Consider the following 24101-nt stretch of genomic DNA (forward strand, 5'->3'; position numbering starts at 1 on the left):
ATAGGGAATCCGGCCGTGCAGAGAACCAGTTTCGCCCGCATGCAATGCTCGCTCGCCCGCGGCCTCGATGTCGTCGGCGACGGCTGGACGCTGCTGATCCTGCGCGACCTCTTCCTCGGCCTCGACCGTTTCGACGATCTCGTGGCCGATCTCGGCATTTCCCGCAACCTGCTGACGCGGCGCCTGACCCAATTGATCGACAGCGGCATCGTCGAGCGCCGGGCCTATGCCCGGCGGCCGCTGCGCTATGCCTACAGCCTGTCGCCGGCGGGCCTGGACCTGGTGCCGGCGATCCTGGCCCTGACCGCCTGGGGCGAGCGCTGGGCCCGGCCGGCGGAGGGCAGCCCGCTGGTCTTCGTCCACCACGATTGCGGCCGGCCGTTCCAGGCCGAGGTCCATTGCTCCGCCTGCGGCGGCAGGGTCGAGGCCGGCGCCGTCGACGTCTTGCCCGGGCCCGGCGGGGCGGCTAAACCGGGAACCATGGTGGTGGCCGGGCGGCTGGCCGAACGCGAACGGGCCCGCCGGCAGGAACGGGCACGACAAGAAGAACAAGAGGGAGAGGACCGATGAACCGGTTGGGGCCGACGTCGCACCGCTATTACAGCCAGGGCCTGCGCCTGCATTACGTCGACTGGGGCAACGAGGGCGCGCCGCCCCTGCTGCTGGTCCACGGCGGCAACGACCATTGCCGCAGCTGGGACTGGCTGGCCCAGCGCCTGGCCGATCGTTTCCACGTCCTTGCCGTCGACCTGCGCGGCCATGGCGACAGCGACCATGCCCCGGGCAGCCATTACCCGACCCATGGCTTCATCCTGGACCTTGCCCAATTGATCGAGCAGCGCCGGCTGGCGCCGGTGAATATCCTAGCCCATTCCTGGGGCGGGGCGGTGTCCCTGCTCTATGCCGGGGTCTATCCGGAAAAGCTGCGCCGCCTGATGGTCATCGAGGGCTGGGGGCCGTCGCCCGCGGTGGTCGAGAAACACGCCAGCGTCCCCACCCACGAACGCCTGCGCAACTGGGTGGAGGCGACGCGGGCGATCGCCCACAAGCGCCCGCCGCGCTATGCCGGGATCGAGGATTGCATCGCCCGCATGAAAGCCGCCAATGCCCGCCTGACCGACGAACAGGCCCGCCACCTGACCATCCATGCCGCCAGCCAGAACGAGGACGGCACCTATTCCTGGAAATACGACCCCTATGTCCGCGTCGTCAGCCCGACCTGGCATACGCCCGAGGAATTGGGCGCCCTGTGGTCGCGCATCACCTGCCCGGTCCTTCTGCTGCGGGGCACGGAAAGCTGGGCTGCCGATCCCGTGGCCGACGGCAAGACCCGCTATTTCCGGGATGTCCGGGTCGAGGCGCTGGACCATGCCGGCCATTGGGTGCACCACGACCGGCTGGACGAGGTCGCCGGCATGGCCGATCGTTTCTTTTCACAATAGGAATAAGTTATTTAAAAATGGAATACATGCGATCATGTAAAACATGATTGACCCCTGACCGGAGCATGGTAGTGTCTCCTCACGCATCGGCGGAAAACCGATGGCGGCCGGCCCCCGATATAGGGCCCGCGGAATTTGATGGGAGCAGCTTGCGCCGCGTCATCCCTGCTAAAGCGCCACGACGCCGGTCGTGGTTCCCCCAGTCGAGGAGTGAACCGATGCCTGTCACCAAGACGACCGCCGCCCCTGAACGCTCCTGGCGCGACATGGCCTGCAACGCCGCCTGTTGTTGTCGCCGCTGACAAGAATCCGAGTCGTATTCCCGAGATTGTCACGCATCCGCGCTAGAAGTGCGCGGGGCGCCAGGAGACCACCATGTCCTACGTCATTGCCGGCGACATCACCGCCGCGCCGGCCATCACCATCGAAGTCGACGACATCACGGCGGGCATCGCCCTGCGCGAGCGCAGCGGCTATCGCTTCGTCGCTTCCGATCCGCGGTTCCGCCTGCTCGACGGCAGCCAGTTCCGCCGCCTGCACCAGATCGAGGCCGCGGCCCGCAACCTGGTGAAAGCCCATCTCCCGTTCCGGCGCTTCCGCGCCGCATGACGCTCTTCCCGGTCCCACGGTCGGGGCCGGGCAGGGTTCCTCCCCGTCGGGTGCGATTCATCCCCCATCCGGCGACTTCGGGCGGCAGCGGCAACTGCCGCCCGTTTTTTTCGAATCGGCGGTCAGGCAGCGCGTCCCGGGCGGAAGGGGTTGATGCCCTCGCGCCGGAGCATGGCCCAGGTCCAGAGCGCGCCGAGGAAATCCGGCACCACGAACAGAATGTAGAGCGGCCGCATGCCGAAGACGAGGATCAGCGCAAGGAAGACCGGCACGATGGCGATCCGCATCTGCACCGACCAGCAGAAGAAGGCGGTGACCCCGGTCCGCGCCAGGTTGAAATAGTAGTAGCCGACGATCAGCACCACGACGCCGAGGAAGCGGATCCAGTCCGTCCCCTCGTTCGGAAAGCCCAGGACCTCGAGGATCAGGGCGGGGGCCAGCACCATGGGCACCCCGGCGGCCAGGATATAGAGCGAGAACCACAGCATGCTGCGCGCGGCGGCGGTCATCTTGCCTCTCCTTACAGAAGGCCGGGGATCACCGCCCGGCGCGATTTCGGATAATCGGGAAATTCCCGCCGGTACCAGCGGTGATGGGCGACGGCACGCGGCATCAGGTTGGCCATGGTGAACAGCAGGAAGACCAGCCCGGCCCAGGTCCAGCACATCAGGGCGAACCCGGCCCAGAACACGATCTCGCCGAAATAATTGGCGGCGGAGACATAGCGGAACGCCCCGCCCCGGGGCACCCGATAGCCGGTGAAGCCGTCGGCGCGGAGCTTGATCAGGATCGAATCGGCCTGGAAATTCACCAGCCAGCCGATGACGGCGACGACGAGCCCGGCCAGGAAGCGCGGATCGGCAAACCAGTCCGCCGACATCAGATGGCCGGCATGGCCGACGTCATAGGCATTGGCGAAGCCGTTCAGCAGGTTGAAGCTGAACCCCATGACCACGGCGATCAGCGGAAAGCGCCGGTGGCGGTCGCGCATGCGCAGGGGATAGATCAGGCCCCGATAGGTATAATGGGCCTGCCACAGGCAGAAGATGAACAGCATCGGCGCCGCGGGCCCCGCCGCCGGCGGCGCCAGCAGCCAGAAGGTGAGGGCGAAGGCGAACCATTGCGGGCTTTCGAACAGCAGCCAGGCGGGCAGGGCCGGCATGGTGCCGCGCTGGGCCTCCGTCATATGCCGGCCATAGGGGCCGGCCTGGCGCAAGGTGGTGGCCAAGGTCCCAAGGCCCATGAGCAGAATAAGCCCCAAGGCATAGAGATAGGCTGTTCCCATCCCGCTCCCTCCCCTTATAGTTTACAAATCAATGTTACATGTAAATCTCGATCTTCACAATAATCAGATTTTGTGCAAATGACGCTCAGCACCCGCGACCTCATCCTTCAGCACGCCGCCCAGTGCTTCGCCGCCGCCGGCCTTGCCGCCACCATGGGCGAGATCGCCCAGGCCGCCGGCGTGTCGCGCCGCACGCTGTACAATCATTTCCCGACCCGGGAGGCGGTGCTGGCGGCCCTGGTCGAACGGCAATCCCTGGCCTTTCTCGCCGGGCTGCGGGCGGCGGTGGCCATGGCCGGGGATTTTCCGGCCTTCCTGCTCGACTGCTGCTGCCATGTGATCCGGGAATCGCCCCGGGCGCCGCTGGCCTTGATGCATGTCGGCAACAGCGCGGGACAGGCGGCGACCCTGCTGCACTTCAGGTCGCCGCCGATCATCGAGGCCTGGCTGGGCTTCTTCCAGGGGCCCTATGTCGAGGGGCTGCGCCTGGGCCAGATCGCCCCCGACATCACCTTGCCCGACCTTCTGGCCTGGTTCGGGCGGGTGGTCACGTCCTATCTCCAGGTACCGCCCGAAGCCCTGCCGTCGGAAACCCTGCTGGGGGCGGAAGAGGCGGCGGCCGTCCGCACCCAGATCGACCGCTTCTTCATCCGCGCGCTCCGGCCGGCCTGATTGCCGGCCTTGAAGTTTGTCCGCTTCAGTATGAAGCCGATAAACTCTAAGGGCAGTTACCCCCGCGCAGGGACAGGTTTTCGGCATTGCCGGCCACGATGCGCTTGGCCCGCAGCACGGGCTGATCGGGCCCCGCGGTCAGCACCGGCTGCCCGGTGCTGCCGCCGACGCCGTAGCAGACCTCGGCCGCCGGGGAGAAATGCAGGCAGAACCGACCGTCGCGCACGGCCCAGGTGCCCGCGGTCCGGCACTGGCCGACCTGCCGCACGGCCTGGCCGCCGGGGTCGTAATAGTCGATGAAATCCGCCTCGTTCGACTGCATGCCGTAGAGGGTCGTATCCTGGAGGATGTCCGGGGCGATCGCCCGGGCGACCCCCGGGCCAGCAGGCGCGGGGGAAACAGACGCGGGGGAGACGGCGGCGGTGGCCGCACCGGCCACGCCTCCGGCAGGCAGGGGCACCATGCTGATGTTGACCACGCTGTCATACTTGTTGTCGGCGCCGCTGGCGGAATCGATGATCGACGACATGCCGAGGGTGAGAATGACATCGGCCGCGACATTGGCGGCAACCGCCGCCGTGGTGCCGGAATTGTTGATGAAGGTCGCCTCGTGGTAGCCCGCCTTGTTGCAGCGGACGACGATGTCGTGCTTGCTCTTGCGCACGGTCACGATGGCCGGGGTCGAGTCCACCCTGGCGATGACCCCATTCTCCCGCTCCAGGACGCAGCTGGCGCCCGGGGGATTGGTATTGACCGTGATGTCCTGGTTGACACCCTCGAAGATCGCGGCGCAGCCCCCGATCGAAAGCGCCGCGACCATCAGCGCGGCGGCGCCGCGCGCTCCCGTCTTCCCGAAACCCATAACCCCTCCCGGCCTCAACACGGCATTGCCGAGTTATTGCCGATTCTCATGGGGATTGTAATCTCGGAAATGCGGCAACGCCTCATTGCCGCATGCCGCGCCGGGGACGGCTACAGGATGAATTTGGAGAGATCGGTATTGGCGGCCAGCGCCCCGACGCCCTTGGCCACATAGGCGGCATCGACGGTCAGGGTCTGGCCGGCCCGGTCGGAGGCGGTGAAGCTGATCTCGTCCAGCACCCGTTCGAGGATCGTGTGCAGGCGCCGCGCCCCGATATTCTCGACCGTCGCATTGACCTCGGCGGCGACCTTGGCGATTTCGGCGATACCGTCGGGCGTGAAGTCCAGGGTCACCCCTTCCGTCGCCATTAGGGCGACATACTGGCGGATCAGGCTCGCTTCCGGCTCGGTCAGGATGCGCTCGAAATCCTCGCGGGCCAGGGCCTTCAATTCGACCCGGATGGGCAGGCGGCCCTGCAGTTCGGGCAGCAGGTCCGAGGGCTTGGCGATATGGAAGGCGCCCGAGGCGATGAACAGGATATGGTCGGTCTTCACCGCGCCATGCTTGGTCGAGACCGTGGTCCCTTCGATCAGGGGCAGCAGGTCGCGCTGCACCCCCTCGCGCGAGACGTCGGCGCCCTGGCGTTCCGAGCGGGCGCAGATCTTGTCGATCTCGTCGATGAAGACGATGCCGGCGTTCTCGGTCACCCTGATCGCTTCCCGGGTCACGCTTTCCTGGTCCAGCAGCTTGTCCGATTCCTCGGCCAGCAGGGTGGCGTGGCTGTCGCGCACCGAAATGCGCTTGGCCTTGGTGCGCTGGCCGAACGCCTTGCCGAACATGTCGCCGAGGTTGAGCACGCCGGCGCCGCCCGGCATGCCCGGAATATCCATATTGCCCAGGGGATTGGCATTGTCGGCGACCTGGACCTCGATCTCCTTGTCGTCCAGCTCCCCGGTGCGCAGCTTGGCCCGGAATTTCTCCCGCGTGTCCTTCGATGCGGTCTCGCCGACCAGGGCGTCCAGCACCCGGTTCTCGGCGTTGAGTTCCGCCTTGGCGCGGACCTCGCGGCGCAGCTTTTCCCGGGTCTGGACGATCGCGGCTTCGAGCAGGTCGCGCACGATCTGCTCGACGTCGCGGCCGACATAGCCGACCTCGGTGAATTTGGTCGCCTCGACCTTCAGGAAGGGGGCATTGGCCAGTTTCGCCAGGCGGCGGGAAATCTCGGTCTTGCCGACGCCGGTCGGCCCGATCATCAGGATGTTCTTCGGCAGGACCTCGTCGCGCAGGTCGTCGGGCAATTGCTGGCGGCGCCAGCGGTTGCGCAGCGCGATGGCGACGGCGCGCTTCGCCTCCGCCTGGCCGACGATGTGGCGGTCGAGTTCGGAAACGATTTCGCGCGGGGAAAATTCGCTCATGATCAGATGACTTCGACGGTGAGATTGCGGTTGGTATAGACGCAGATATCGGCGGCGATCTCCAGCGACCGGCGGGCGATCACCTCGGCGTCTTCTTCGTAAGGCAGCAGGGCGCGGGCGGCGGAGAGGGCGAAATTCCCGCCCGAGCCGATGGCGGTGACGCCGTCCTCGGGCTCCAGCACGTCGCCGTTGCCGGTCAGCACCAGGATGGTCGAGGCGTCGGCGACGATCAGCATGGCCTCCAGCCGGCGCAGGTAACGGTCGGTGCGCCAGTCCTTGGCCAGTTCGACGCAGGCCCGCGTCAACTGGTCGGGAAAGCGTTCGAGCTTGGCTTCCAGGCGTTCGAACAGGGTGAAGGCATCGGCGGTGGCGCCGGCGAAACCGGCGATCACCTTGCCGTTGCCGATGCGCCGGACCTTCCGCGCATTGCCCTTGATCACGGTCGGGCCCAGGCTGACCTGGCCGTCGCCCGCGACCACCACCTTGCCGCCCTTGCGGATGCCGAGAATGGTGGTGCCGTGCCAGATGGGGGTCTGCTCGCTCAACGAAACGATCCTCGCGTTTAATCGGTGGTCCTTATGTAGCGATCGCGGCTGCCATCACAAGCGCCGATCTGGCACAGTCCCCCGATCATGCTGACGGAAATCACGGCCGGGCCCCAGGGGCCCTTCATCCAACTCGCCTATGCGACGGCGGAGAATATCACCGGCGTGCCGATCTACGGCCGCGCCGCCTGCTATCTGCACCCCGAGGCGGCGGCGGCTTTTTCGCGGGCCCGGGCTGCCGCGCGGGCCATCGGCCTCGACCTTCTCGTCTTCGATGCCTTCCGCCCGACCGAGGCGCAGTGGAAACTGTGGGACGCCCTGCCGGACCCCACTTTCATCGCCGATCCGCGCCTCGGCTCCACCCATGGGCGCGGCATCGCCGTCGACCTCACCCTGGCCCTGCCGGACGGCACCCCCCTCGACATGGGCACGGGCTTCGACGAGATGACGGTCTTGTCCTACCACGCCGCCGCCGTCCCGCCCGAGGCGCGGCGCAACCGCCTGCTGCTGCTGGGCGTGATGGTCGAGGCGGGATTCGTGCATAATGAATATGAATGGTGGCACTACAATCTGCCGGACCCGGACACTTATCCGCTGCTGTCGGACGCTGCCGCCGGCACGGGCTTGATGCCCAAGCCCTGACCGACCAGATAACGGAAAACCAGATACCGGAAAAAAACGGGGAGAGACGGATGAGAACGAACCTGGGTGCGGCCCTGCTGGGCACGGCCCTGCTGATCGCCGGCGCCGCCCGGGCGGAGGAGACGCCGCCGCGCGAGATCGTCACCGGCGCCGATTTCCGCGACATCTGCGGCGCCGCCGGCAAGGCGCTGTCCAATCCGCCGGGCGAGGGCAGCCGGGCGGCGGCGCGGCGCTGCAAGGACTACATGAAGAATTTCTTCCAGCTGGAGGCGGCCCGGCCGCTGGTCCCCAACGATCAGGTCATGTGCATCAACGGCAGCCTGAAATGGCAGGAGATCGCGGACACCGTGCTGGACTGGGGCAGCAACCGGGCCGAATTCGACGGCCAGTCGGCGGATGTCCTGATGCGCGCGGCGATGCGCGCCCGCCATCCCTGCCCCGGCGGGACCTGAGCCCATGGCCGGCGCCCTGCTGCCCCTGTCGCAGGTGCCCCTATCACAAGCGGCGGCCGCCGGCATCGTCGATGCCGCGATCGACGATTACATCGCGGGCTGCCGGCGCCGGATCCCCGGCTTCGTCGACCGCCATTTCTCGCTGAAGGGGTCGCTGGCCCTGCACCGCAACGCCATGGGCTGGGATCTGGCCCGGGCGCCCGCCAACCTGCTGCTGGCGGTGCCCCACCTCGGCATCAAGGCGGCCGGCCTCGGTCTCGGCCGGCTGGGGGCGAAGACCGCGGGTGCCCGCCTGTCCGGCCTCGACCTGATCCGCCGGACCCGGGTGGCGGCGGCCGTGGGCGGCCTGATCGAACGCGATCTCCTGCATCTGGCCCCCGACGCGGACGGGGCGGACGGCATGGCCCGGGCGCTGGGCGCCGATCCAATGGTCGATGCCGCCCTGCGCACCCTGGCCCTGGCGCGCGAGCGGCGCCTGCACGATCCCGATTTCCGCGCCGCCCTGGATACGGCCCTGGCCCGCTATGTCGAGACCCGGGTCGCGGCATCGGAAGTGGCGACGGCGCTGGCCAGTCTCGGCATCGGCGCCGTCGCCTTCAAGCAGGTGACGCCCGGCCTCCTCTCCCTCGGGCCGATGCTGGCCGGGGCGCTGGCCCAGTCGGCGGCGATCTCGACCTTTCCGCTCGGCGCCGGCCTTGGCGGCCTGTGGCATTCCTGGTTCCCGGCCAGTGCCGGGCCGGCCCTGGTCGCCGGCGTCACCGGCGGGTTGTTCCTGGGGGTTGCCGTGCTCAGCGCCTTTTCCGGCCTCGTCACCGATCCGGCGCAACGGGCGCTGGGCCTGCACCAGCGCCGCCTGAACAAGCTGGTCGACGGCATCGAGCACGCCCTGCGCCGGGGCGAGGGGCTGGCCTTCAACCCCCGCGACCATTACATCGCCCGCCTGATCGACCTGATCGACATCGCCCGGCTGGCGGCGTCCTGACGGCAATGCCGCCGTCCCCGAAGCCATCGCCCGGGGACTTTCAGCCTCTGCCCGACAGGAACTCCTCCCGGTCGCAGTTTTCGGGATCGGAAAAGCACCGCGGCGTACAGAACCAGAATTTATCCAGATTATTCTGCCCTAGCTGGATCGAGGCGAAAATCGCATAGATCCTTTGATAGATGCGGGTTTCCTCAAAGAAGTAAATTTTGCTGACGGGTATACTCAGTGCTTTAGAATCCTCGCGGTCTAGTCCCCATGCAACGGCGATGAAACTTGCAAAGTAGGTGAATTTCCAATCCTCATCGATATTATTTTCATTCATCGGGAAACAATAAAACATCCTGAACTCTTGGATGAATTTCCGATAAAAGACATTTCCTAAAGCGATGCGCAGCAATTCATCGGCGCGTTCGAGTGTTTCCGGAATTTCATATCCGGTCGGCGACGCTTCATCGACGATCATGGTCACCATGAAGGGGGAATCGAGGGGCCGTATCTGTTCCTGAGTAAGGGGAACGAGACCGCTAAGGTGCTCGGCCTTCGCCGGCGGCACCGCGACGACACGCTCCTCATTGGCGCAAGCCGCCAGGATCAGCAGCAACCCAGCCCACAACCCGGCGGCGCCCCCAAAAAGACGGCTTCGCATTTCTTTCCCCTGGTATCGAAGGGGAAGTTTCTCGCAGGTCGCGAACCCGGGCAAGCCCGGGATGGCGAATTAACGCCCCAGGCGCACCAGCCGGCCCGGCTTCGCCCCGGTCAGCACATCGTGTTCGACCACCGGGATGCCGGCGACCACGGTGGCACGATAGCCGACCGCATCCTGCAACAGGCGCTGGCCGCCTGCCGGCAGGTCGCGCACCATATGGGGCGATTTCAGGGACAGGCGATCGAAATCGATGACGTTGAGATCGGCGCGCTTGCCGACCGCCAGCGTGCCGCGATCGTGGAAACCGCCGTGGGCGGCATTGGCCCCGGTCAGCATATGGACCACCCGTTCGAGCGTCAGGCGTTCGCCCTTCACCCGGTCGCGCGCCCAATAGGACAGCAGGAAGGTCGAGAAACTGGCGTCGCACACCGTGCCGACATGGGCCCCGCCGTCGGACAGGCCGGCCAGGGCCAGGGGGTGGCGCATCATGGTCAGCACATTGTCGAGCGAGAATTCGACGTAATTGGCGAAGGGGAAATAGAGCATCGCCCGGCCGCCGTCGTCGAGCATGGCGTCGTAGATCGCCGAGAGCGGCGGCACGCCCCGCCCCTGCGCCTCGGCATAGAGGGATTTCTCGAAGGGCTGTTCGTAGTCGGGCACGTCGCCGAGCCGGAACAGCATGGTCGAGACGAAATCGACCGCCGCCAGGAACTTGTCCACCATGGGCGGCACCGAGGACCCGTCCGCCGCCAGGCGCTCCGGCGTTTCGGCCAGGATGCGCGCCTTGGTCGCCGGATCGCGCAGCAGGGCAACCCGGTCCGCCAGCGGCAGAGGGGCGATCGCCTTATAGGACGGATGGCCCATGAAGGGATGGAAGGTGCATTGGAAGCCGACCATGACCCCGACCGCGCGGGGCGCCGTCTGCAGGCGGATGGTCAGGCCCTTGTCGCGCGCCTGTTCGGCCCGTTCGATGATGCGGCGCCATTGCCGGGGCTCCAGCGGCCGTTCCATCAGGCTGATCGAGGTCGGGCGCTCGGGCACGGTGGCGGCATAGGCTTCGACGATGTCGAATTCGCGCTCGAATTCGTCCGGCCCCTTTTCCAGGTCGAAATCGGACACCGCCTGGAGAACGCCGTGGTCGAGGCCGCGCAGGGCTTCGGCGATGCCGGTCAGTTCGGCGATGGTCGCCTCGGCGGCCGGGGTGCACAGCCCGTCCGAGGTGCGGTGGGTGTCGCTGCGCCCGGTGGCGAAGCCAAGCGCGCCGGCCGCCATCGCCTCGCGCAGGAGGCGGCGCATCTCGGCGATGTCGTCGGGCCTTGCCGCCTCGCCCCGGACCGCGCGCTCGCCCATGACATAGACGCGCAAGGGATCATGGGGAACCATGGCGGCGAAATCGATCGCATGGGGGAAATCGATCGCGGCCAGATAGTCGGGGAAACTTTCCCAATTCCATTTCAGCCCCTCGGCCAGGGCGACGCCGGGAATATCCTCGACCCCTTCCATCAGGCGGATCAGGCAATCATGGTCGCCGGGGCGGACCGGCGCGAAGCCGACGCCGCAATTGCCCAGCACGGCCGTGGTGACGCCATGGTTGACCGAGGGCCGGAGATCGGCATCCCAGCTCACCTGGCCGTCGTAATGGGTATGCAGGTCGACGAAGCCCGGGGTGACGATGGCGCCCGCCGCATCGATCACCCGCGCCGCCGTCCCCGGACAGGCGCCGAGGGCCACGATACGGCCGCCGCGGATACCGACATCGCCCCGATAGGCCGGTGCCCCCGTGCCGTCCACGATGGTGCCGCCCGTGATCTTCAGGTCATAGTCCATGGTGTTTCCCCGTTCCGCTTCTGGTCGGCGGTTGTGCCTGGATTGGATTTAATCCGAAGTGCAGATCGGGATCATTGATCGCCGCCGCCGGGAAATTGACTTTTCGCGCCAGCGCGCGGCACAATCGGCCATGAGCGGCGGCACGGTCTCCATCCCCTATATCCGCAGCGTGGTCGAGACGGCGGCAAGCCTTGTCCCCGGCCTGACCGCGGCGGCCATTCTGGCCCGGGCCGGTATCGGCGCGGCGCGGCTGGCCCAGGGCGACGGCGCCCTGACCCTGGCCGAGGTCGACCGGGTCTGGGCCGCCGCCGCGGCGCTGACCGGCGATCCCGCCCTTGGCATCGAGATCGGCCGGCGCACCGAATTCGCCAGTTTCGGCCTGGCCGGCCAGGTCATGGCGACGGCGCCGGACCTCGGCGCGGCGCTCCGCGCGGCCATGCGCTTCACGCCCCTGATCGGCGAGGGCAGCCTGATCGGCATCGCCCATGAGCCGGGCCTCGTCCTCGTCACCCACCGGCCGCAAAGCCCGGACTGGCCCTTGAAGGAGATGCGGGTCGATGCCGCGCTGGCGGCGGCCCTGGTGCTGTCGCGCCTGATCACGGGCACGCGCCTGGCCCCGGCCGAGGTCCGCTTCGAACGCGCCGCGCCGCGCGATTCCGGCCCCTGGGCGGCATTCTTCGCGGCGCCCTTGCGCTTCGGGGCGGGGATGAATGCGCTGGCCTGGACTCATGCCCAATTGGCAACGCCGGCCCGTTCGGCCGACGAGGCGCTGCATGCCCTGCTGCTGCGCCATGCCGAAGGGGTGGCGGCGGCGCGGCTGTCCGCCAGCGGCGCGGTCGCCGACCTGCGGCTGTGCCTGCAACGCCTGCTGGCGGCGGGCGAGGCGCCGACCATCGAACGCGCCGCCGCCGTGCTGAACGCCAGCAGCCGCAGCCTGCAACGGGCCCTGGCCGACCAGGGTACCAGCTTCACCGCGGAACGGGATGCGCTGCGCCTGGCGCTGGCCCGCCGGCTGCTGGCGGACGGCGGCCTGGGGGTGGAGGCGGTGGCCCGCCGCCTCGGCTTTGCCGAAGCGGCGGTCTTCGTCCGCGCCTTCCGGCGCTGGACCGGGGAGACGCCGGCGCGCTGGCGCCGGGTCAATGCATCTGGGCCATCGGCCGCATCATCCGGCGCATCAGGCCCGGGAACAGGCCGGCCAGCCTGAGACCGAAGCGGACCGTGGCATTGCCCGGCCAATGGACCTTGTCGCCCGTGACCGCCCGATAGGCGAGATCGGCGATATCTTCCGGGCGATGGTCGATGCCGCCCATCTTCTTCACCGCCGCGCCGGCGGCCGCACTCTGGCCGTGCACCATGTCGGTGGCGACGAAGCCGGGCATGATATCGGTCACCTTGATGCCGAAGGGGGCGAATTCCTGGGCCAGCGCCTCGGTCAGGGCGCGGACGGCGAATTTGGTCGCGGAATAGACCGCAAGCCCCGGCGTCCCGTAAAGCGCGGAGGCGGAACAGAGCGAGACGACGGTCGCCCCCGGCGTCTTCTTCAGGTGGGGCAGGGCGGCATGGAAGCCGTTGACCACGCCCTTCAGGTTGACGTCGATGGTCTTGCCGTGAAAAGCGGGGGCGATGGTCTCGAAGGCGCCGAATTTGGCGATGCCGGCATTGTTGACCAGGACATCCAGCCGCCCGCCCGCGGCTTCGGTGAAATCGCCGAGCACCCGTTCGTAAGCCGCGAAATCGGTGACGTCGAGGGCGGCGTGGAAGCAGCGGTTGGCGCCCAGGTCGGCGGCCAGCCGCGCCACCCCCTCGGCATCGAGATCGACGAGGCCGAGATAATAACCCTCGGCCGCGAAGCGGCGTGCGATGGCGGCGCCGATGCCCCGGGCGGCCCCGGTGATGAACACGGCCTTGCTCATTCTCTCTCCCCTTTTTGTCGTTTTCAGTCGGCCCGGAGCGTCAGCGGCACCTCGAAGGGTTGGTTGACATAGGAGGGGCGCCCCGGCCCCATGGCGGCCAGCGCCTGGTTCAGCCGGCCGTCGAGGCCGAGCAGGCGGTCGGCGATGGCGACGATGCGCCGGTTCGGCTGCGCGATCGCCGATTGCGCGCGGATGGCCCGCGCCGCTTCCGCCTCGCGCCCCGGGTTGTGCAGGGCGAGCGTGATCAGGGCGGTGGCGGTCGAGCGCGAGATGCCGGCAAAGCAATGGATCAGGATCGGCGCCGCCGGATCCCAGCCGTTCAGGAAGCCGATCAATTCGCGGATGTGCCGTTCCTCGGGCACCACGGCGCCGTCCTGCGGCTCGGCGTAATCATGCACGCCCACCCGGTGGTGGCGGTCCGGCGCCACCTCGGGCGGGGTTTCCGGCCAGTCGCCGGGGTCGAGCAGCGACACGAGATGGCTGGGCCGCACCCTTTTGGCGACACGCGGCACTTCGGCCCAGGGGCAGACATGAACGACAGGCATTTCCCGATCCCGACACGCCCTTCGCGGCGTTGCCTGCCCACTCTAAAGTGATAAATTCTCATGAACAAGCGGCCACCAGTGCCGCCAAGGGAAACGGGGAGGGGATAGGTATGGATGCAGCCTTGCCGCTGATCATTGCCGGGTTTGCGGCCGTGGGCCTGATGGCCGCGATCTTTCTCGCCGCGCGGGGCGCCCGGGCGCCGGCGCTGGACGAGGCGCTGGCCCGGCGCCGCCTGGCCGAGGACTGGCAGGATTTCGAGGCAGCCGAGGTCTGGATCGCCGCCGACCGCCGGGCGGCGCTGGCGACCGACCGGCGCGGGCCGCGCCTCGGCCTCGTCTTCGCCTTCGGCGACAAATTGCCGAGCCGGCTGCTTGGCCCCGGCGACATCCGGGCCTGCCGGCTGGAGAACGGCCGGCTGGTGATCGAGACCCGGGATTTCGGCCGCCACCGCTTCACCCTGGTCTCGACCGGGGAGGTCGCGACCCGGCCCTGGGCGGACCGTCTCGCCGGCCTCGCCCGCGCCTGAGGGGAGGGGGCAATGGAACTCCTGCATCTGCTGCAATTCGCCGTGCCCGGCTTCACCGTCCTGATCCTGGCCGAGATCGCCTGGATGAAATGGCGCGGCGGTGTTGCCTACGAAGGGCGTGACAGCGCGGCCAGCCTGGCCATGGGCCTGGGCAATCTGGTCGACGGCGCCCTGATCGCGCTGCTGCTCTATCCCCTGTTCGGCTTTCTCTACCAGCACCGGCTGGTCGACTGGGCGGCGGGCACGCTGGTCGCCTTTCCCCTCGTCCTCGTGGTGCAGGATTTCTGCTTCTACTGGAGCCACCGGCTGAGCCACGAATGGCGCCTGTGGTGGGCGGCCCATGTCACCCATCATTCCTCGCTGCACTATAATCTGACCACGGCGCTGCGCCAGCCGTGGAGCGGGTTCCTGGCCATGTCCTGGGCGCCCTATGCCCTGATGCCCGTGCTCGGCATCCCTATCGAAGCGATCGCGCTCGCCCATGGCGTTTCGCTGGCCTATCAGTTCTGGATCCATACCGAGGCGGTGGGGCGCCTGCCGCGCTGGTTCGAGGCGCTGTTCAACACGCCCTCGCACCACCGGGTCCACCACGCCACCAACCCCCGCTATCTCGACCGCAATTACGCCGGCATCCTGATCGTCTGGGACCGGCTGTTCGGCACCTTCGAGCCGGAAGCGGCGGACGACCCGCCGCGTTACGGCATCGTCAGGAACCTGGGCAGTTTCAATCCGCTGGTGATCGGCTTTCACGAATGGGTCGGGATCTGGCGCGACCTGCGCGCGGCGCGGACCTGGCGCGCCCGGTGCATGGCCCTGTTCGGCCCGCCCGGCTGGCGCGCGGACGGCACCGGCGCCACGTCCGACGTCATTCGCGCGCGGTGGCGGCGCCGGGCGCTGCCGGATCCTGCCGAATGAGGCGCCGCGCCGCCGCCGCCCCGACCAGCGCCAAAGGCAGGAACAGCCAGAATACGAAGGGCCCGGCGGCCAGCGCGGTTGCCGCCGTCGGCCGCGCGCCGAGGCCGAAACTATTGGCGACGATCCCCGCCCCGGCCGCGCCCAGGGCATAGCCGAGCAATTGCACGGTCGGCACCGCGGCGGCGGCGATGCCCTGTTCCCCCGGCCCGGCCGCCTGGACGATGCGCCGGGTCACGAAGGACCAGGCAAGCCCGGCACCCCCGCCCTGGAGCACGGCGAAAAACGCCGCCGCCCCGATCCCCCCGAAGGGCACGCCCCAGCCGAGGCCGGCGATGCCGATGGTGATGACGACGGCCCCGGCCAGGATGGCGCGCCGCTCGGCCCGGCCCCGGCAGCCCGAGACGGCGATGGCCGTCGCGGTCCAGGCCAGGGATTCGGCGGCGATGACATAGCCGACCACGAGCGGCCTGGTGCCATGGATCAGGTCGAGCAGGATCGGGCCGTAGACGGTGAAGGGCATGGTCGCCAGCGACAGCATGGCGATGGTCAGATAGCCGGCGCCGACCGGCCCGGCCCGGAAGGTCGCCCGGGGCAGCACCGCGACCGGCGCCCGCCGGTCCAGCCCAACCGCAACCCCAAGGAGCGCAAGCCCGCCGCCGCCCGCGGCCAGCGCCGCCAGCGGCGCCGCGATCACCCCCGCCGCGGCGATGCCGAGCACGCCGAGGGCAACGATGCCGAGCCGGCCGAACGGCAGCGGCCCCGCCGCCTCGGCCCCAGTTCCGGCCTGCCCGGGCAGGCGCAGCAGGAAGGCGGCCATCAGCAGCAAGCCCTGGCCGGCGAAGGCCCAGAAGGCCCCGCGCCACGACCCCGCCTCGACGAAGGCGCCGCCGATCAGCGGCCCGCACAGGGAGGCGACGCCCCAGATCGCCGAAATACAGGCATAGAGCTTCGGCCATTGCGCGGCCGGGAACAGCCCGGTCAGGGCGACATAGGTCAGGGCGACGATGGCGCCGCCGCCGAACCCCTGGCAGGCCCGGCCCGCCAGCATCACGGCCATGTCCGGCGCCAGGGCGCTGATCGCGCAGCCGAGGCCGTAAAGCCCGGCCGCGGCCGAAAGCGCCGCCCGCATCGAATAGCGCCGCGCCGCCAGCCCGGCCCCCGCCCCGGCGACGATGGAGGCGAGGACATAGACCGCCAAAGTCCAGGCGATATAGGCGCCGCCGCCGATATCGGCGACCACGGCCGGAATCGCCGTCGCGGTCAGCATCGTGTCCGCCGCATGAAGCCAGACCCCGAGGCAGAGCAAGGCGAAGGCGGGAAAATGCCGCTGCCGCAGGATCGCGGCCCAACTGTCTTCCGCCGGGATCGCAGGGGTCATGGGCGCCTCGCCTGATCGTGACGATTGATTCAACGGGCCTTTCGCCTGCCCCGCGGCAATTGTGCCGGCGGCGGGGCATCGGGATCGACGGTCTCGAAGAATTCGCCGATCCCGATCTCCAAGGCGACGGCCAGCGTTTCGAGGACGGCAACGGTGGGATTTTCCATCTCCCGTTCGAGCCGGCTGACATAAGTCCGGTCTATTCCGGCATCCATGGCCAGATTTTCCTGAGAAACGCCCTTCAGCAGCCGCAAGCGGCGCAGATTCCGGGCCACGGTCGCGTTTGCCCTCATGGGGACAGTGCGGCCTATTGCGGCCCATTAAACCACGGACTATAGTCCTATAAATCTAAGAGGGCATTATCTGTTATAATATCCCCTGAAGTCGCATGGGCCGATTTCCCGGCTTTGCATGAGGAACCCGAGGCATGATCCTGCCGGCCCCCTGATCCTTGGCGAATTATTCTGGGTGACGCGCTTCGGCGGCGTCACCTATGAGGGGCAGGATGCAGTGCCACCGGCCACTATGGGAGAAACATAGGGAGCGGACTCTATGGCAACGGACTGGGAGCGTGTCGGCGCCGAGGGTGTCCGCCACCTGGCGACAGACCTTCGAGCCCTGGCGGATTTTCTGCCCACCTTTCGGCAAGCCGACTTCAAGGCCGGAGGATGGGCCGACTACAACCAGACCAAACCCGGCCCGGTTACATTGCCGCCTTATCGCTACGCCCCGGTCGTCGGTGTCTTCTATGAGGCCGCCTCCGGGCATGGCTGGGTGAAAGCCTTTGACTGGTTCGCCTGGGCCGCGTCGGAGGAAGCGAAGTCATTGTGGGAGGACGAAACGGCGATCCGCAGCGCCACGCCGGAGCAGCTTGCAAACTTGCTGACCGTCTGCTTCGAAGCGGACCGCTTTAGCGAAGGCTTTCTGTCGGAGGCATTCGAGTCGGGACGGATCCTGCGCATCCTGGAACGCGCGGCCGTGCTGGCAGGGGAGATGTCGGCCCCGTGAGCCCCAATCCCGGAGAACGTCGCTTCGCATAGTCCCAGCGCATCACCGTCATGCCCCCCTCATCCAAACGATGTTCCTTGGTTCCTCGTCACGTACAAAAATCTGGCGTTCGGGATATGTGCACGATAGGTTACATGTAACCGTTGAAGCGGAGGTGCGAATATGGTCGCGGCATCGAAGTCGAAGCCGGTCCGGGAGAAGGTGCGGGAGCATCGCGCGCGGCTGCGGGCGCAAGGGCTGCGGCCGATCCAGATTTGGGTGCCGGACGTGCGCTCGCCCTCTTTCCAGGAGCAGGCCCGCCGCCAGTCACAGGCGGTCGCCGCCAGCACCCATGCCCATGACGATCAAGCCTTCATCGATGCCGTGTCTGATTGGGGCGATGAATGAGGCGTGGCGAGGTTTGGACTGTCTCCGGGGGGAACGATTACGCGGGCAAGCCGCGCCCTGCCGTCATCGTGCAAGACGATAGTTTCGACGCCACCGACTCCATCACCATTTGCGCCTTCACGTCCGACCCGACCGACGCACCACTGTTCCGCCTTGTCGTCGAGCCGAACGAGCGCAACGGCCTGCGCACGACATGCCGCCTGATGGTGGACAAGATCACCACCGTCCCCAAGGCGAAGATGGGCGCGCCTGTCGGACGCCTCGACGACGAGGACATGGCGCGGCTCAATCAGGCCATGACCGTATTCCTCGGCATGGCGGTGACGCCGAGGGCCGGAAGAGGAAAGCAGCCATGACGCGCCCACGATCCTCAAGGCCTGTTCCGTGACCTCGGCCGATAGGCGGGCCCGGCGGAATAGGCGCAGGGCAGGGCTGCCCTCGCGGCACTTTTCCTGATCGCCCGGCACGGTCATAGTGCGCCGCTGTTCCGAAGGGAGGCGGGAATGGCCGCGACAGAGGTTTGGGTGAAGACGGGCGCTGCCGCCGGCCGTGCGCCGGGCATCGCCGGCGAGGTGCGGGCGCTGCTTGCCACCGGCCTGCCGCTGGCCCTGTCGCAACTGGCGGGCGTCGCCATGCTGACCACGGACACGATCATGCTGGGCCGCGTCGGGCCGGAGGCGCTGGCGGCGGCGGCGCTGGGCTTTTCCGTGATCATGGTGCCCATGCTGTTCCTGATCGGCCTTGCCCAGGGCGCGGTGCCGCTGATGGCCTATGCCGTCGGGGCCAAGACCCGCCACATCCGCGAGGTGCGGCGCACCATCCGCCAGGCCTTCTGGGCAACCGCGCTCGCCTGCGTGCCGGTTCTCGCCGTCCTGTGGAATTTCGGCCCGGTGCTGCGCCTGATCGGGCAGGAGCCGGCGCTGGCCGATGCCACCGTCGATTATATCCGCGCCGTCTCGCCCGTGCTGGTGACCGGCACGTGGTTCGCGCTGCTGCGCAATTTCACCGCCACCTATGGCCGGCAGCGGGCGGCGCTGACGATCGCCCTGCTGCAGGTGCCGCTCAACGGCGTCTTCATCTATGTCCTGATCTTCGGCCACCTGGGGCTGCCGGCGCTCGGCGTCGTCGGGGCCGGGCTCGGCTCCAGCCTGTCGGGACTGCTGGCCCTGGGGGCCTTGGCGCTCTACCTCCGCTTCGACCGGCGGTTCCGGCGCTTCCATCTGCTGGGGCGGTTCTGGCGGGCGGACTGGCCGCGCTTCGGCCAGATCTTCCGCATCGGCGCGCCCATCGGCCTGACCATCGCCTTCGAGGTCATGCTGTTCTCGGTCGCGGCGCAATTCATGGGCCTGATCGGGCCGCTGGTGCTGGCCGCCCACCAGATCGCGATCCAGGTCGCCTCGACCACCTTCATGGTCGCACTCGGCATCGGGCAGGCGGGCAGCATCCGGATCGGCCTCGCCGCCGGCGCCCGCGACGAGGCGGCGATCGCCCGCACCGGCTGGACCGCGCTGGCGCTCGGCTGCGGCTTCATGGGCCTGACCGCGATCGCCATGGTGGTGTGGCGGGCCGATCTGGCCGGCCTGTTCCTGCCCGACGTCACCTCGCCCGCCAACCGCGAGGTCCTGGCGATCGCCGGCGGCTTCATCATGCTGGCGGGCCTGTTCCAGGTGGTGGACGCGGCCCAGGTCGTCGCCGTCAACCTGCTGCGGGGCCTGCGCGATACCCGGGTGCCCATGCTTTATGCCGTGCTCTGCTATTGGCTGATCGGGGTCGGCCTGTCGTGGCTGCTGGCCTTCCCGCTCGGCCTCGGCGGCATCGGGGTGTGGTGGAGCTTCGTCGTCGCCATCGGCGCCTTCGCCCTGCTGCTGGTCCATCGCTTCGCCCGCCGCCGGCATCTTGCCGCCTATCGCCAGCTGCTGGGGGTCGGGGCATGACCAAGGTCCGTCTCGACCAATTGCTGGTCGACCGCGGGCTGGCCGAAAGCCGGACCCGGGCCCAGGCCGTGATCATGGCCGGCCAGGTCTTTTCCGGCACCCGCCGCCTAGACAAGGCGGGCGACAAGGTCGCCGACGACATCGAGATCGAGGTCAAGGGCCAGCCCCACCCCTGGGTCTCGCGCGGGGGGCTGAAGCTCGAAAAGGGCCTGGCCGAATTCGCCGTCGATGCCGCGGGGCTGGTCGCCGTCGATGTCGGCGCCTCGACCGGGGGCTTTACCGACGTGCTGCTGAGCCGGGGCGCCGCCCGGGTCTATGCCGTCGATGTCGGCCACGGCCAATTGGCCTGGAAGCTGCGCAACGATCCCCGGGTGGTGGTGATGGAGCGGACCAACGCCCGCCACCTCGACGCCGCCCTGATCCCGGAGGCGGTCGATCTCGTCGTCTGCGACGCCAGTTTCATCGGCCTCGAAATCGTCCTGCCCGCGGCGCTGGCCCTGACCCGGCCCGGCGCCCGGCTGGTCGCCCTGATCAAGCCCCAGTTCGAGGTCGGCAAGGGCCGGGTCGGCAAGGGCGGCGTGGTGCGCGAGCCGGAATTGCACCAGGAAGTCTGCGAGCGGATTTCCGCCTGGGTCGCCGGCCTGCCCGGCTGGCGCGTGCTCGGGCTCGCCGAAAGCCCGATCAAGGGCCCCGAGGGCAATGTCGAATTCCTGATCGGGGCCGCCCGCGATGCCTGAAGCCTTCGAGACCACCATCACCCGCCTGGGCGCCCAGGGCGACGGCGAGGCCCAGGGGCCGCACGGCATCCTGCATATTCCCTTCGCCCTGCCGGGCGAGACGGTCCGCCTCGCGATCGAGGGCAAGGCGGCGACCCTCGAAGCCGTGCTTGCGCCGGCGCCCGAGCGGGTGGCGCCGGCCTGCACCGTGTTCGGGCGCTGCGGCGGCTGCCAGTTGCAGCATCTCGCCGCCCCGGCCATCGCCGATTTCAAGCGCGGGCTGGTGCGCACCGCCCTGGCCCATCGCGGCTTTGCCGATGCGGTGGTGGAGCCGACCCTGTCCCTGGCGGCGGGCGACCGGCGGCGGGCCAAATTCTCGGTCATGCGGCTCGGCAAGCGGATCCTGTTCGGCTTTCGCGAACGGCGCCAGCACCGGCTGGTCGATGTCGAGACCTGCCCCGCGATCCTGCCCGGCCTGAACCGGCTGATCGCGCCGCTGCGCGCCCTGGCCGCGCGCATCCCGTTCGAGACGGCGATGGTCACCGTGCTGCCCGGCGGCACCGACCTGGTGCTGGAAGGCAAGATCCGCCTCGATCTCGATGCCCGTCTCGACCTTGCGGATTTCGCGCAAAGCGCCGATATCGCCCGCATCACCGCGGACGGCGAAGTGGTGCTGGAACGCCATGCCCCCAGCCTTCGCCTGGGCGACGTGCCGGTGACGCCCGCCCCCGGCGGCTTCCTGCAACCCAGCGAAAGCGGCGAGGCGGCCCTGGTCGGCGCCGTGCTCGCCCGCCTCGGCGAGGGCCACCGCCGCGCGGTCGATCTGTTCGCCGGCTGCGGCACTTTCGCCCTGGCCCTGGCGCGGCACCTGCCAGTCGCCGCCTTCGAGGGCGACGCCCCGGCGGTCGCGGCGCTGGAACGGGCGCTGCGCCAGGCGCGGGGCCTGAAGCCGGTGACGGCGGCGCGCCGCGATCTCTATCGCCGGCCGGTCGAGGCGGTGGAATTCACTGCCGACGATGTCGTCGTCATCGACCCGCCGCGCGACGGGGCGGAAGCCCAGTGCCGGACCCTGGCGGCCTCCGAGGTGCGGCGCATCGTGGCGGTATCCTGCAACCCGGCCAGTTTCGCCCGCGACGCCCGCATCCTGGCGGAGGCCGGCTTTACCCTGGGCCCGGTCCAGCCGGTCGACCAGTTCGCCTGGTCGTCCCACGTCGAACTGGTGACGGTGCTGACCCGCTAACCCCGGCAGTCGGGTGTGGCACAGGGGGCGTCCGCCGGATTATAGGTGCCGCAGGCCGGGCAGCGGACGAGATCGTCCGCCTCGATCTTCGGGGGTGGGGGCGGCGAGGCCGGCTCTACCCGGTCGCCGGGCTTGCGGCTGCCGAGCACGGCACGCTTCACCGTGACGTAGAGCAGCCCGAGCGCCAGCAGGATGGCGAAGGCCTTGACCAGAAGCCCGAGCATCGCGCGCCCCCTACAGGCCGAAGCGGGACCAGAGCCCGCGTTCCTCGAGCCCGGCCAGGGCTGCGCCGGCCAGGCCGTGCCGCCCGGCCAGCCGGGGGCCGAAGGGGAACAGGCGGCGGCGCTGGGCGATGGGCACCAGCCGGACCTTGGGCCCGAATTCCGCGCGCAGCTTCGAGCGGATGTCGCCGACGCCGTCGATCAGGCCCAGTTCGACCGCCTGCCGCCCGGTCCAGACGTCGCCGTTGAAAAGCTCGTCCTCGCCCGCCGCCAGCCGGGCGCCGCGCCGGGCCGCGACCATGGCCTTGAAATCGGCGTGGATGGTCGCCTGCAATTGCTTCAGGCGGGTGACGTCCTCGGCGCTTTCGGGCAGGAAGGGGTCGAGCCGGTGCTTGTTCACCCCGGCGGTATAGACCCGGCGTTCGATCCCGAGCTTGCCGATCGCCTTGTCGAAGCCGAAACCGCCGGAAATCACGCCGATGGAACCGACGATGGACATGGGGTGGGCATAGATCCGGTCCGCCGCCAGCGCCAGCATATAGCCGCCGCTGGCCGCCACATCCTCGCAGAAGGCGAAGACCGGGACTTTCTTTTCATCCGCCAGGGCGCGGATGCGGTCGTGGATCAGGGCCGATTGGGCCGCCGCCCCGCCGGGCGAATTGATCACCAGGGCGACCGCGCTCAGGGGCTTTGCCGCGAAAGCCTTCTCGATCAGGGCGGCGGTGCCGGCGATGGTGAGGCCGGCGCGCAGGCCCCCCATGGCGCCGATCACCCCGTCGAGGCGCAGCACGGTGACGATGGGCGGGCGCCGGCCGCCGAGGGCGGGCGGCAGGAAGCGGCGAAGGGGATCGAGCACGGACATGATGGCAGCAAAGATGGGGCGCCCGGGGCCCGCGCTCAAGGCTTAACCGCGGCCAAACCGAGCAGGGCCTCGCGAACGATGGCGAAAGCGCGGTCCGCCGGCTTGTCCCGGCGCTGTGCCAGCGCCAGCCGCCGGGTCAGGCGCGGGACCAGCGGGCGGACATGCAGCCGGTCGGCGGCGACCCCGCCCACCGCCGCCTCGGCCTGGAGGATGGAATAGCCAAGGCCGGTACCGACGATCGCCTTCACCGCCTCCAGGCTGTCGTAGGTCAGCACCGGGTCGGGCCGCACCCCACCGGCCGCCAGCCAGTCCAGCGCCAGGGTGGTCAGGTTGGAATGCAGGTCTTCCAGCACCAGGGGCCGCCCCGCCAGGTCCCCGGGGCCGAGGTGCGGCGGCGGCGGCTCCCCGGCCTCGACAGGCACGATCGCCACCAGTTCCCGTTCGTCGATCGGCGTCACCTCGATCCCCGGATGGCGGGCGGGCAGGGTGACCACGCCGATGTCGATGCGGTTGGCGGCGATATCCTCGATCATCTGCAAGGTGGTGCCGGTCAGCACCGAGACGTCGATATTCGGGTGCTGGTCGCGCAGGGCACGCAGCACCGGCGGCAGCAGATAGGTGAGGGTGGCGCGCCCGGTGCCGATGCGCACCTTGCCGAGGAAACCGTCCCGGTGCCGGCGCATGGCCGCCAGCGCCGCCTCCCCCGCCGCCAGCAGGGCACGGGCATGATCGGCCAGTTCGAGCCCGGCCGCGGTCGGAAAGGCGCGCTTGCCCAGGCGTTCCAGCAGGCGAAGGCCGAGGCGGCTTTCAAGCTCGCGGATCTGCACGCTCACCGCCGGCTGGCTGAGGTTCAGATGGCGCGCGGCGGCGGAAAAACCGCCGAGATCGACGATGGTCAGGAAGCTGCGCAACTGGTCGAGGCTGAGATCCCGCATCCATAAATTTTGACTATGATTTCAATGAAAACAATAAAATTGTTAAATTTCACCGGCCATGGTCCTCTGACCGTGCCGGCGCTGCCGGGCAGTCTTTTTAATCTTCGCCGTTTCAACCGGCGGACGGGTTTTCCGTCCGGA

At 68.7% G+C, this 24101-nt stretch carries 30 protein-coding genes; 16 read left to right on the forward strand and 14 right to left on the reverse strand.

Annotated features, from left to right (window positions below; all coding sequences use genetic code 11):
- Positions 1 to 15 precede the first annotated feature (15 nt).
- The 3 genes from DKG75_RS11165 (at position 16) to DKG75_RS11175 (ending at position 2051) form a co-directional block, all read left to right on the forward strand.
- On the forward strand, positions 16 to 570 hold the full coding sequence (locus tag DKG75_RS11165; RefSeq protein ID WP_109921204.1) for a winged helix-turn-helix transcriptional regulator: 555 nt from the start codon (positions 16 to 18) through the stop codon (positions 568 to 570).
- Positions 567 to 1442 (forward strand): alpha/beta fold hydrolase, encoded by an 876-nt coding sequence (locus DKG75_RS11170; RefSeq protein WP_109921205.1) that lies wholly within the window; start codon positions 567 to 569, stop codon positions 1440 to 1442. The genes DKG75_RS11165 and DKG75_RS11170 overlap by 4 nt, the downstream gene beginning before the upstream one ends.
- A gap of 375 nt (positions 1443 to 1817) precedes the next feature.
- The gene (locus DKG75_RS11175; protein WP_109921206.1) at positions 1818 to 2051 is read left to right on the forward strand and encodes a hypothetical protein; all 234 of its coding nucleotides are present in this window, start codon (positions 1818 to 1820) and stop codon (positions 2049 to 2051) included.
- Positions 2052 to 2173: 122 nt separating this feature from the next.
- Here the strand turns inward: DKG75_RS11175 and DKG75_RS11180 are convergent, their stop codons facing one another.
- Together DKG75_RS11180 and DKG75_RS11185 are read right to left on the reverse strand one after the other, a co-directional pair.
- Positions 2174 to 2560, reverse strand: coding sequence for a hypothetical protein (locus DKG75_RS11180; protein WP_109921207.1), 387 nt, complete (start codon positions 2558 to 2560; stop codon positions 2174 to 2176).
- A gap of 11 nt (positions 2561 to 2571) precedes the next feature.
- Positions 2572 to 3336, reverse strand: a complete 765-nt coding sequence (locus DKG75_RS11185) for a DUF1295 domain-containing protein (RefSeq protein WP_109921208.1) — start codon at positions 3334 to 3336, stop codon at positions 2572 to 2574.
- Positions 3337 to 3414: 78 nt separating this feature from the next.
- On the opposite strand from DKG75_RS11185, the gene DKG75_RS11190 reads away from it, so the two are divergent.
- Positions 3415 to 4008: a TetR/AcrR family transcriptional regulator gene (locus DKG75_RS11190; protein ID WP_109921209.1), complete on the forward strand. Its 594-nt coding sequence runs from the start codon at positions 3415 to 3417 to the stop codon at positions 4006 to 4008.
- A 46-nt stretch (positions 4009 to 4054) separates the two neighbouring features.
- Here the strand turns inward: DKG75_RS11190 and DKG75_RS11195 are convergent, their stop codons facing one another.
- The 3 genes from DKG75_RS11195 to hslV all read right to left on the reverse strand — a co-directional run bounded on the left by DKG75_RS11195 (position 4055) and on the right by hslV (position 6830).
- Positions 4055 to 4870 (reverse strand): hypothetical protein, encoded by an 816-nt coding sequence (locus DKG75_RS11195; protein ID WP_109921210.1) that lies wholly within the window; start codon positions 4868 to 4870, stop codon positions 4055 to 4057.
- Between the two features lie 110 nt (positions 4871 to 4980).
- On the reverse strand, positions 4981 to 6285 hold the full coding sequence (gene hslU / locus DKG75_RS11200) for an ATP-dependent protease ATPase subunit HslU (RefSeq protein ID WP_109921211.1): 1305 nt from the start codon (positions 6283 to 6285) through the stop codon (positions 4981 to 4983).
- Positions 6286 to 6287: 2 nt separating this feature from the next.
- Positions 6288 to 6830, reverse strand: coding sequence for an ATP-dependent protease subunit HslV (gene hslV / locus DKG75_RS11205; protein WP_208112156.1), 543 nt, complete (start codon positions 6828 to 6830; stop codon positions 6288 to 6290).
- A gap of 87 nt (positions 6831 to 6917) precedes the next feature.
- Between hslV and ddpX the strand changes: the two genes are divergently transcribed.
- Genes ddpX through DKG75_RS11220 form a run of 3 tightly spaced genes read left to right on the forward strand, consistent with a single transcriptional unit; the run spans position 6918 to position 8906 of the window.
- Complete coding sequence (ddpX, locus tag DKG75_RS11210; protein WP_109921213.1) at positions 6918 to 7472, forward strand: D-alanyl-D-alanine dipeptidase; 555 nt, start codon at positions 6918 to 6920, stop codon at positions 7470 to 7472.
- A 50-nt stretch (positions 7473 to 7522) separates the two neighbouring features.
- Complete coding sequence (locus tag DKG75_RS11215) at positions 7523 to 7924, forward strand: Rap1a/Tai family immunity protein (protein ID WP_109921214.1); 402 nt, start codon at positions 7523 to 7525, stop codon at positions 7922 to 7924.
- 4 nt (positions 7925 to 7928) lie between these two features.
- A complete protein-coding gene (locus DKG75_RS11220; protein WP_109921215.1) occupies positions 7929 to 8906 on the forward strand; it encodes a DUF6635 family protein in 978 nt (325 codons plus the stop codon).
- A 40-nt stretch (positions 8907 to 8946) separates the two neighbouring features.
- On the opposite strand, the gene DKG75_RS11225 is transcribed toward DKG75_RS11220, so the two are convergent.
- Both DKG75_RS11225 and DKG75_RS11230 read right to left on the reverse strand, forming a co-directional pair.
- Positions 8947 to 9552, reverse strand: coding sequence for a hypothetical protein (locus DKG75_RS11225; protein WP_109921216.1), 606 nt, complete (start codon positions 9550 to 9552; stop codon positions 8947 to 8949).
- A 69-nt stretch (positions 9553 to 9621) separates the two neighbouring features.
- Positions 9622 to 11379 carry an N-acyl-D-amino-acid deacylase family protein gene (locus tag DKG75_RS11230; RefSeq protein ID WP_109921217.1) on the reverse strand — a complete coding sequence of 586 codons (1758 nt, stop codon included), beginning with the start codon at positions 11377 to 11379 and terminating at the stop codon, positions 9622 to 9624.
- A gap of 130 nt (positions 11380 to 11509) precedes the next feature.
- Between DKG75_RS11230 and DKG75_RS11235 the strand changes: the two genes are divergently transcribed.
- On the forward strand, positions 11510 to 12583 hold the full coding sequence (locus DKG75_RS11235; protein ID WP_109921218.1) for an AraC family transcriptional regulator: 1074 nt from the start codon (positions 11510 to 11512) through the stop codon (positions 12581 to 12583).
- Here DKG75_RS11235 and DKG75_RS11240 read toward each other — a convergent pair.
- Together DKG75_RS11240 and DKG75_RS11245 are read right to left on the reverse strand one after the other, a co-directional pair.
- Entirely contained in the window at positions 12516 to 13292 is a 777-nt protein-coding gene (locus DKG75_RS11240) for an SDR family oxidoreductase (protein WP_109921219.1), read from the reverse strand. The two genes, DKG75_RS11235 and DKG75_RS11240, sit on opposite strands and share 68 nt — an antisense overlap.
- Positions 13293 to 13315: 23 nt before the next feature.
- Positions 13316 to 13837 (reverse strand): tyrosine phosphatase family protein, encoded by a 522-nt coding sequence (locus DKG75_RS11245; RefSeq protein WP_109921220.1) that lies wholly within the window; start codon positions 13835 to 13837, stop codon positions 13316 to 13318.
- Positions 13838 to 13947: 110 nt separating this feature from the next.
- Between DKG75_RS11245 and DKG75_RS11250 the strand changes: the two genes are divergently transcribed.
- Both DKG75_RS11250 and DKG75_RS11255 read left to right on the forward strand, forming a co-directional pair.
- On the forward strand, positions 13948 to 14364 hold the full coding sequence (locus DKG75_RS11250) for a hypothetical protein (RefSeq protein ID WP_109921221.1): 417 nt from the start codon (positions 13948 to 13950) through the stop codon (positions 14362 to 14364).
- A gap of 12 nt (positions 14365 to 14376) precedes the next feature.
- Entirely contained in the window at positions 14377 to 15279 is a 903-nt protein-coding gene (locus DKG75_RS11255) for a sterol desaturase family protein (protein WP_109921222.1), read from the forward strand.
- Here DKG75_RS11255 and DKG75_RS11260 read toward each other — a convergent pair.
- Positions 15230 to 16657, reverse strand: coding sequence for an MFS transporter (locus DKG75_RS11260; RefSeq protein WP_109921223.1), 1428 nt, complete (start codon positions 16655 to 16657; stop codon positions 15230 to 15232). The two genes, DKG75_RS11255 and DKG75_RS11260, sit on opposite strands and share 50 nt — an antisense overlap.
- Positions 16658 to 16686: 29 nt before the next feature.
- Positions 16687 to 16932, reverse strand: coding sequence for a helix-turn-helix domain-containing protein (locus DKG75_RS11265; protein ID WP_243746574.1), 246 nt, complete (start codon positions 16930 to 16932; stop codon positions 16687 to 16689).
- 277 nt (positions 16933 to 17209) lie between these two features.
- On the opposite strand from DKG75_RS11265, the gene DKG75_RS11270 reads away from it, so the two are divergent.
- The 6 genes from DKG75_RS11270 to DKG75_RS11295 all read left to right on the forward strand — a co-directional run bounded on the left by DKG75_RS11270 (position 17210) and on the right by DKG75_RS11295 (position 21942).
- Positions 17210 to 17665 (forward strand): DUF6508 domain-containing protein, encoded by a 456-nt coding sequence (locus DKG75_RS11270; protein ID WP_109921225.1) that lies wholly within the window; start codon positions 17210 to 17212, stop codon positions 17663 to 17665.
- Between the two features lie 162 nt (positions 17666 to 17827).
- Positions 17828 to 18052, forward strand: a complete 225-nt coding sequence (locus tag DKG75_RS11275) for an antitoxin MazE family protein (RefSeq protein WP_109921226.1) — start codon at positions 17828 to 17830, stop codon at positions 18050 to 18052.
- On the forward strand, positions 18049 to 18408 hold the full coding sequence (locus tag DKG75_RS11280) for a type II toxin-antitoxin system PemK/MazF family toxin (protein WP_109921227.1): 360 nt from the start codon (positions 18049 to 18051) through the stop codon (positions 18406 to 18408). The genes DKG75_RS11275 and DKG75_RS11280 overlap by 4 nt, the downstream gene beginning before the upstream one ends.
- 147 nt (positions 18409 to 18555) lie before the next feature.
- On the forward strand, positions 18556 to 19986 hold the full coding sequence (locus DKG75_RS11285) for an MATE family efflux transporter (protein WP_109921228.1): 1431 nt from the start codon (positions 18556 to 18558) through the stop codon (positions 19984 to 19986).
- Positions 19983 to 20723, forward strand: coding sequence for a TlyA family RNA methyltransferase (locus tag DKG75_RS11290; RefSeq protein WP_109921229.1), 741 nt, complete (start codon positions 19983 to 19985; stop codon positions 20721 to 20723). Before DKG75_RS11285 ends, DKG75_RS11290 begins: the two co-directional genes overlap by 4 nt.
- Positions 20716 to 21942 carry a class I SAM-dependent RNA methyltransferase gene (locus tag DKG75_RS11295; protein ID WP_109921230.1) on the forward strand — a complete coding sequence of 409 codons (1227 nt, stop codon included), beginning with the start codon at positions 20716 to 20718 and terminating at the stop codon, positions 21940 to 21942. The genes DKG75_RS11290 and DKG75_RS11295 overlap by 8 nt, the downstream gene beginning before the upstream one ends.
- Here DKG75_RS11295 and DKG75_RS11300 read toward each other — a convergent pair.
- From DKG75_RS11300 to DKG75_RS11310, 3 genes are read right to left on the reverse strand one after another with little or no spacing between them, the layout of a single operon-like run.
- The gene (locus DKG75_RS11300; RefSeq protein ID WP_109921231.1) at positions 21939 to 22166 is read right to left on the reverse strand and encodes a hypothetical protein; all 228 of its coding nucleotides are present in this window, start codon (positions 22164 to 22166) and stop codon (positions 21939 to 21941) included. The two genes, DKG75_RS11295 and DKG75_RS11300, sit on opposite strands and share 4 nt — an antisense overlap.
- 10 nt (positions 22167 to 22176) lie before the next feature.
- Complete coding sequence (locus DKG75_RS11305; protein WP_109921232.1) at positions 22177 to 23025, reverse strand: S49 family peptidase; 849 nt, start codon at positions 23023 to 23025, stop codon at positions 22177 to 22179.
- A 35-nt stretch (positions 23026 to 23060) separates the two neighbouring features.
- Positions 23061 to 23960, reverse strand: coding sequence for a LysR family transcriptional regulator (locus DKG75_RS11310; protein ID WP_109921233.1), 900 nt, complete (start codon positions 23958 to 23960; stop codon positions 23061 to 23063).
- Positions 23961 to 24101 lie beyond the last annotated feature (141 nt).

It is taken from the genome of Zavarzinia compransoris (assembly GCF_003173055.1).
Lineage (GTDB): Bacteria > Pseudomonadota > Alphaproteobacteria > Zavarziniales > Zavarziniaceae > Zavarzinia > Zavarzinia compransoris.

Excerpts from the sequence above, each read along its gene's own strand:
- DKG75_RS11275 (WP_109921226.1), top strand. The coding sequence starts at position 17,828 with ATGGTCGCGGCATCGAAGTCGAAGCCGGTCCGGGAGAAGGTGCGGGAG.
- ddpX (WP_109921213.1), top strand. The coding sequence starts at position 6,918 with ATGCTGACGGAAATCACGGCCGGGCCCCAGGGGCCCTTCATCCAACTC.
- DKG75_RS11285 (WP_109921228.1), top strand. The coding sequence starts at position 18,556 with ATGGCCGCGACAGAGGTTTGGGTGAAGACGGGCGCTGCCGCCGGCCGT.
- DKG75_RS11195 (WP_109921210.1), bottom strand. The coding sequence starts at position 4,870 with ATGGGTTTCGGGAAGACGGGAGCGCGCGGCGCCGCCGCGCTGATGGTC.
- DKG75_RS11245 (WP_109921220.1), bottom strand. The coding sequence starts at position 13,837 with ATGCCTGTCGTTCATGTCTGCCCCTGGGCCGAAGTGCCGCGTGTCGCC.
- DKG75_RS11250 (WP_109921221.1), top strand. The coding sequence starts at position 13,948 with ATGGATGCAGCCTTGCCGCTGATCATTGCCGGGTTTGCGGCCGTGGGC.
- DKG75_RS11225 (WP_109921216.1), bottom strand. The coding sequence starts at position 9,552 with ATGCGAAGCCGTCTTTTTGGGGGCGCCGCCGGGTTGTGGGCTGGGTTG.
- DKG75_RS11175 (WP_109921206.1), top strand. The coding sequence starts at position 1,818 with ATGTCCTACGTCATTGCCGGCGACATCACCGCCGCGCCGGCCATCACC.
- DKG75_RS11305 (WP_109921232.1), bottom strand. The coding sequence starts at position 23,025 with ATGTCCGTGCTCGATCCCCTTCGCCGCTTCCTGCCGCCCGCCCTCGGC.
- DKG75_RS11260 (WP_109921223.1), bottom strand. The coding sequence starts at position 16,657 with ATGACCCCTGCGATCCCGGCGGAAGACAGTTGGGCCGCGATCCTGCGG.
- DKG75_RS11300 (WP_109921231.1), bottom strand. The coding sequence starts at position 22,166 with ATGCTCGGGCTTCTGGTCAAGGCCTTCGCCATCCTGCTGGCGCTCGGG.
- hslU (WP_109921211.1), bottom strand. The coding sequence starts at position 6,285 with ATGAGCGAATTTTCCCCGCGCGAAATCGTTTCCGAACTCGACCGCCAC.
- DKG75_RS11185 (WP_109921208.1), bottom strand. The coding sequence starts at position 3,336 with ATGGGAACAGCCTATCTCTATGCCTTGGGGCTTATTCTGCTCATGGGC.
- DKG75_RS11280 (WP_109921227.1), top strand. The coding sequence starts at position 18,049 with ATGAGGCGTGGCGAGGTTTGGACTGTCTCCGGGGGGAACGATTACGCG.
- DKG75_RS11215 (WP_109921214.1), top strand. The coding sequence starts at position 7,523 with ATGAGAACGAACCTGGGTGCGGCCCTGCTGGGCACGGCCCTGCTGATC.
- DKG75_RS11240 (WP_109921219.1), bottom strand. The coding sequence starts at position 13,292 with ATGAGCAAGGCCGTGTTCATCACCGGGGCCGCCCGGGGCATCGGCGCC.
- DKG75_RS11220 (WP_109921215.1), top strand. The coding sequence starts at position 7,929 with ATGGCCGGCGCCCTGCTGCCCCTGTCGCAGGTGCCCCTATCACAAGCG.
- DKG75_RS11170 (WP_109921205.1), top strand. The coding sequence starts at position 567 with ATGAACCGGTTGGGGCCGACGTCGCACCGCTATTACAGCCAGGGCCTG.
- DKG75_RS11290 (WP_109921229.1), top strand. The coding sequence starts at position 19,983 with ATGACCAAGGTCCGTCTCGACCAATTGCTGGTCGACCGCGGGCTGGCC.
- DKG75_RS11295 (WP_109921230.1), top strand. The coding sequence starts at position 20,716 with ATGCCTGAAGCCTTCGAGACCACCATCACCCGCCTGGGCGCCCAGGGC.
- DKG75_RS11180 (WP_109921207.1), bottom strand. The coding sequence starts at position 2,560 with ATGACCGCCGCCGCGCGCAGCATGCTGTGGTTCTCGCTCTATATCCTG.
- DKG75_RS11255 (WP_109921222.1), top strand. The coding sequence starts at position 14,377 with ATGGAACTCCTGCATCTGCTGCAATTCGCCGTGCCCGGCTTCACCGTC.
- DKG75_RS11235 (WP_109921218.1), top strand. The coding sequence starts at position 11,510 with ATGAGCGGCGGCACGGTCTCCATCCCCTATATCCGCAGCGTGGTCGAG.
- DKG75_RS11230 (WP_109921217.1), bottom strand. The coding sequence starts at position 11,379 with ATGGACTATGACCTGAAGATCACGGGCGGCACCATCGTGGACGGCACG.
- DKG75_RS11190 (WP_109921209.1), top strand. The coding sequence starts at position 3,415 with ATGACGCTCAGCACCCGCGACCTCATCCTTCAGCACGCCGCCCAGTGC.
- DKG75_RS11270 (WP_109921225.1), top strand. The coding sequence starts at position 17,210 with ATGGCAACGGACTGGGAGCGTGTCGGCGCCGAGGGTGTCCGCCACCTG.
- DKG75_RS11310 (WP_109921233.1), bottom strand. The coding sequence starts at position 23,960 with ATGCGGGATCTCAGCCTCGACCAGTTGCGCAGCTTCCTGACCATCGTC.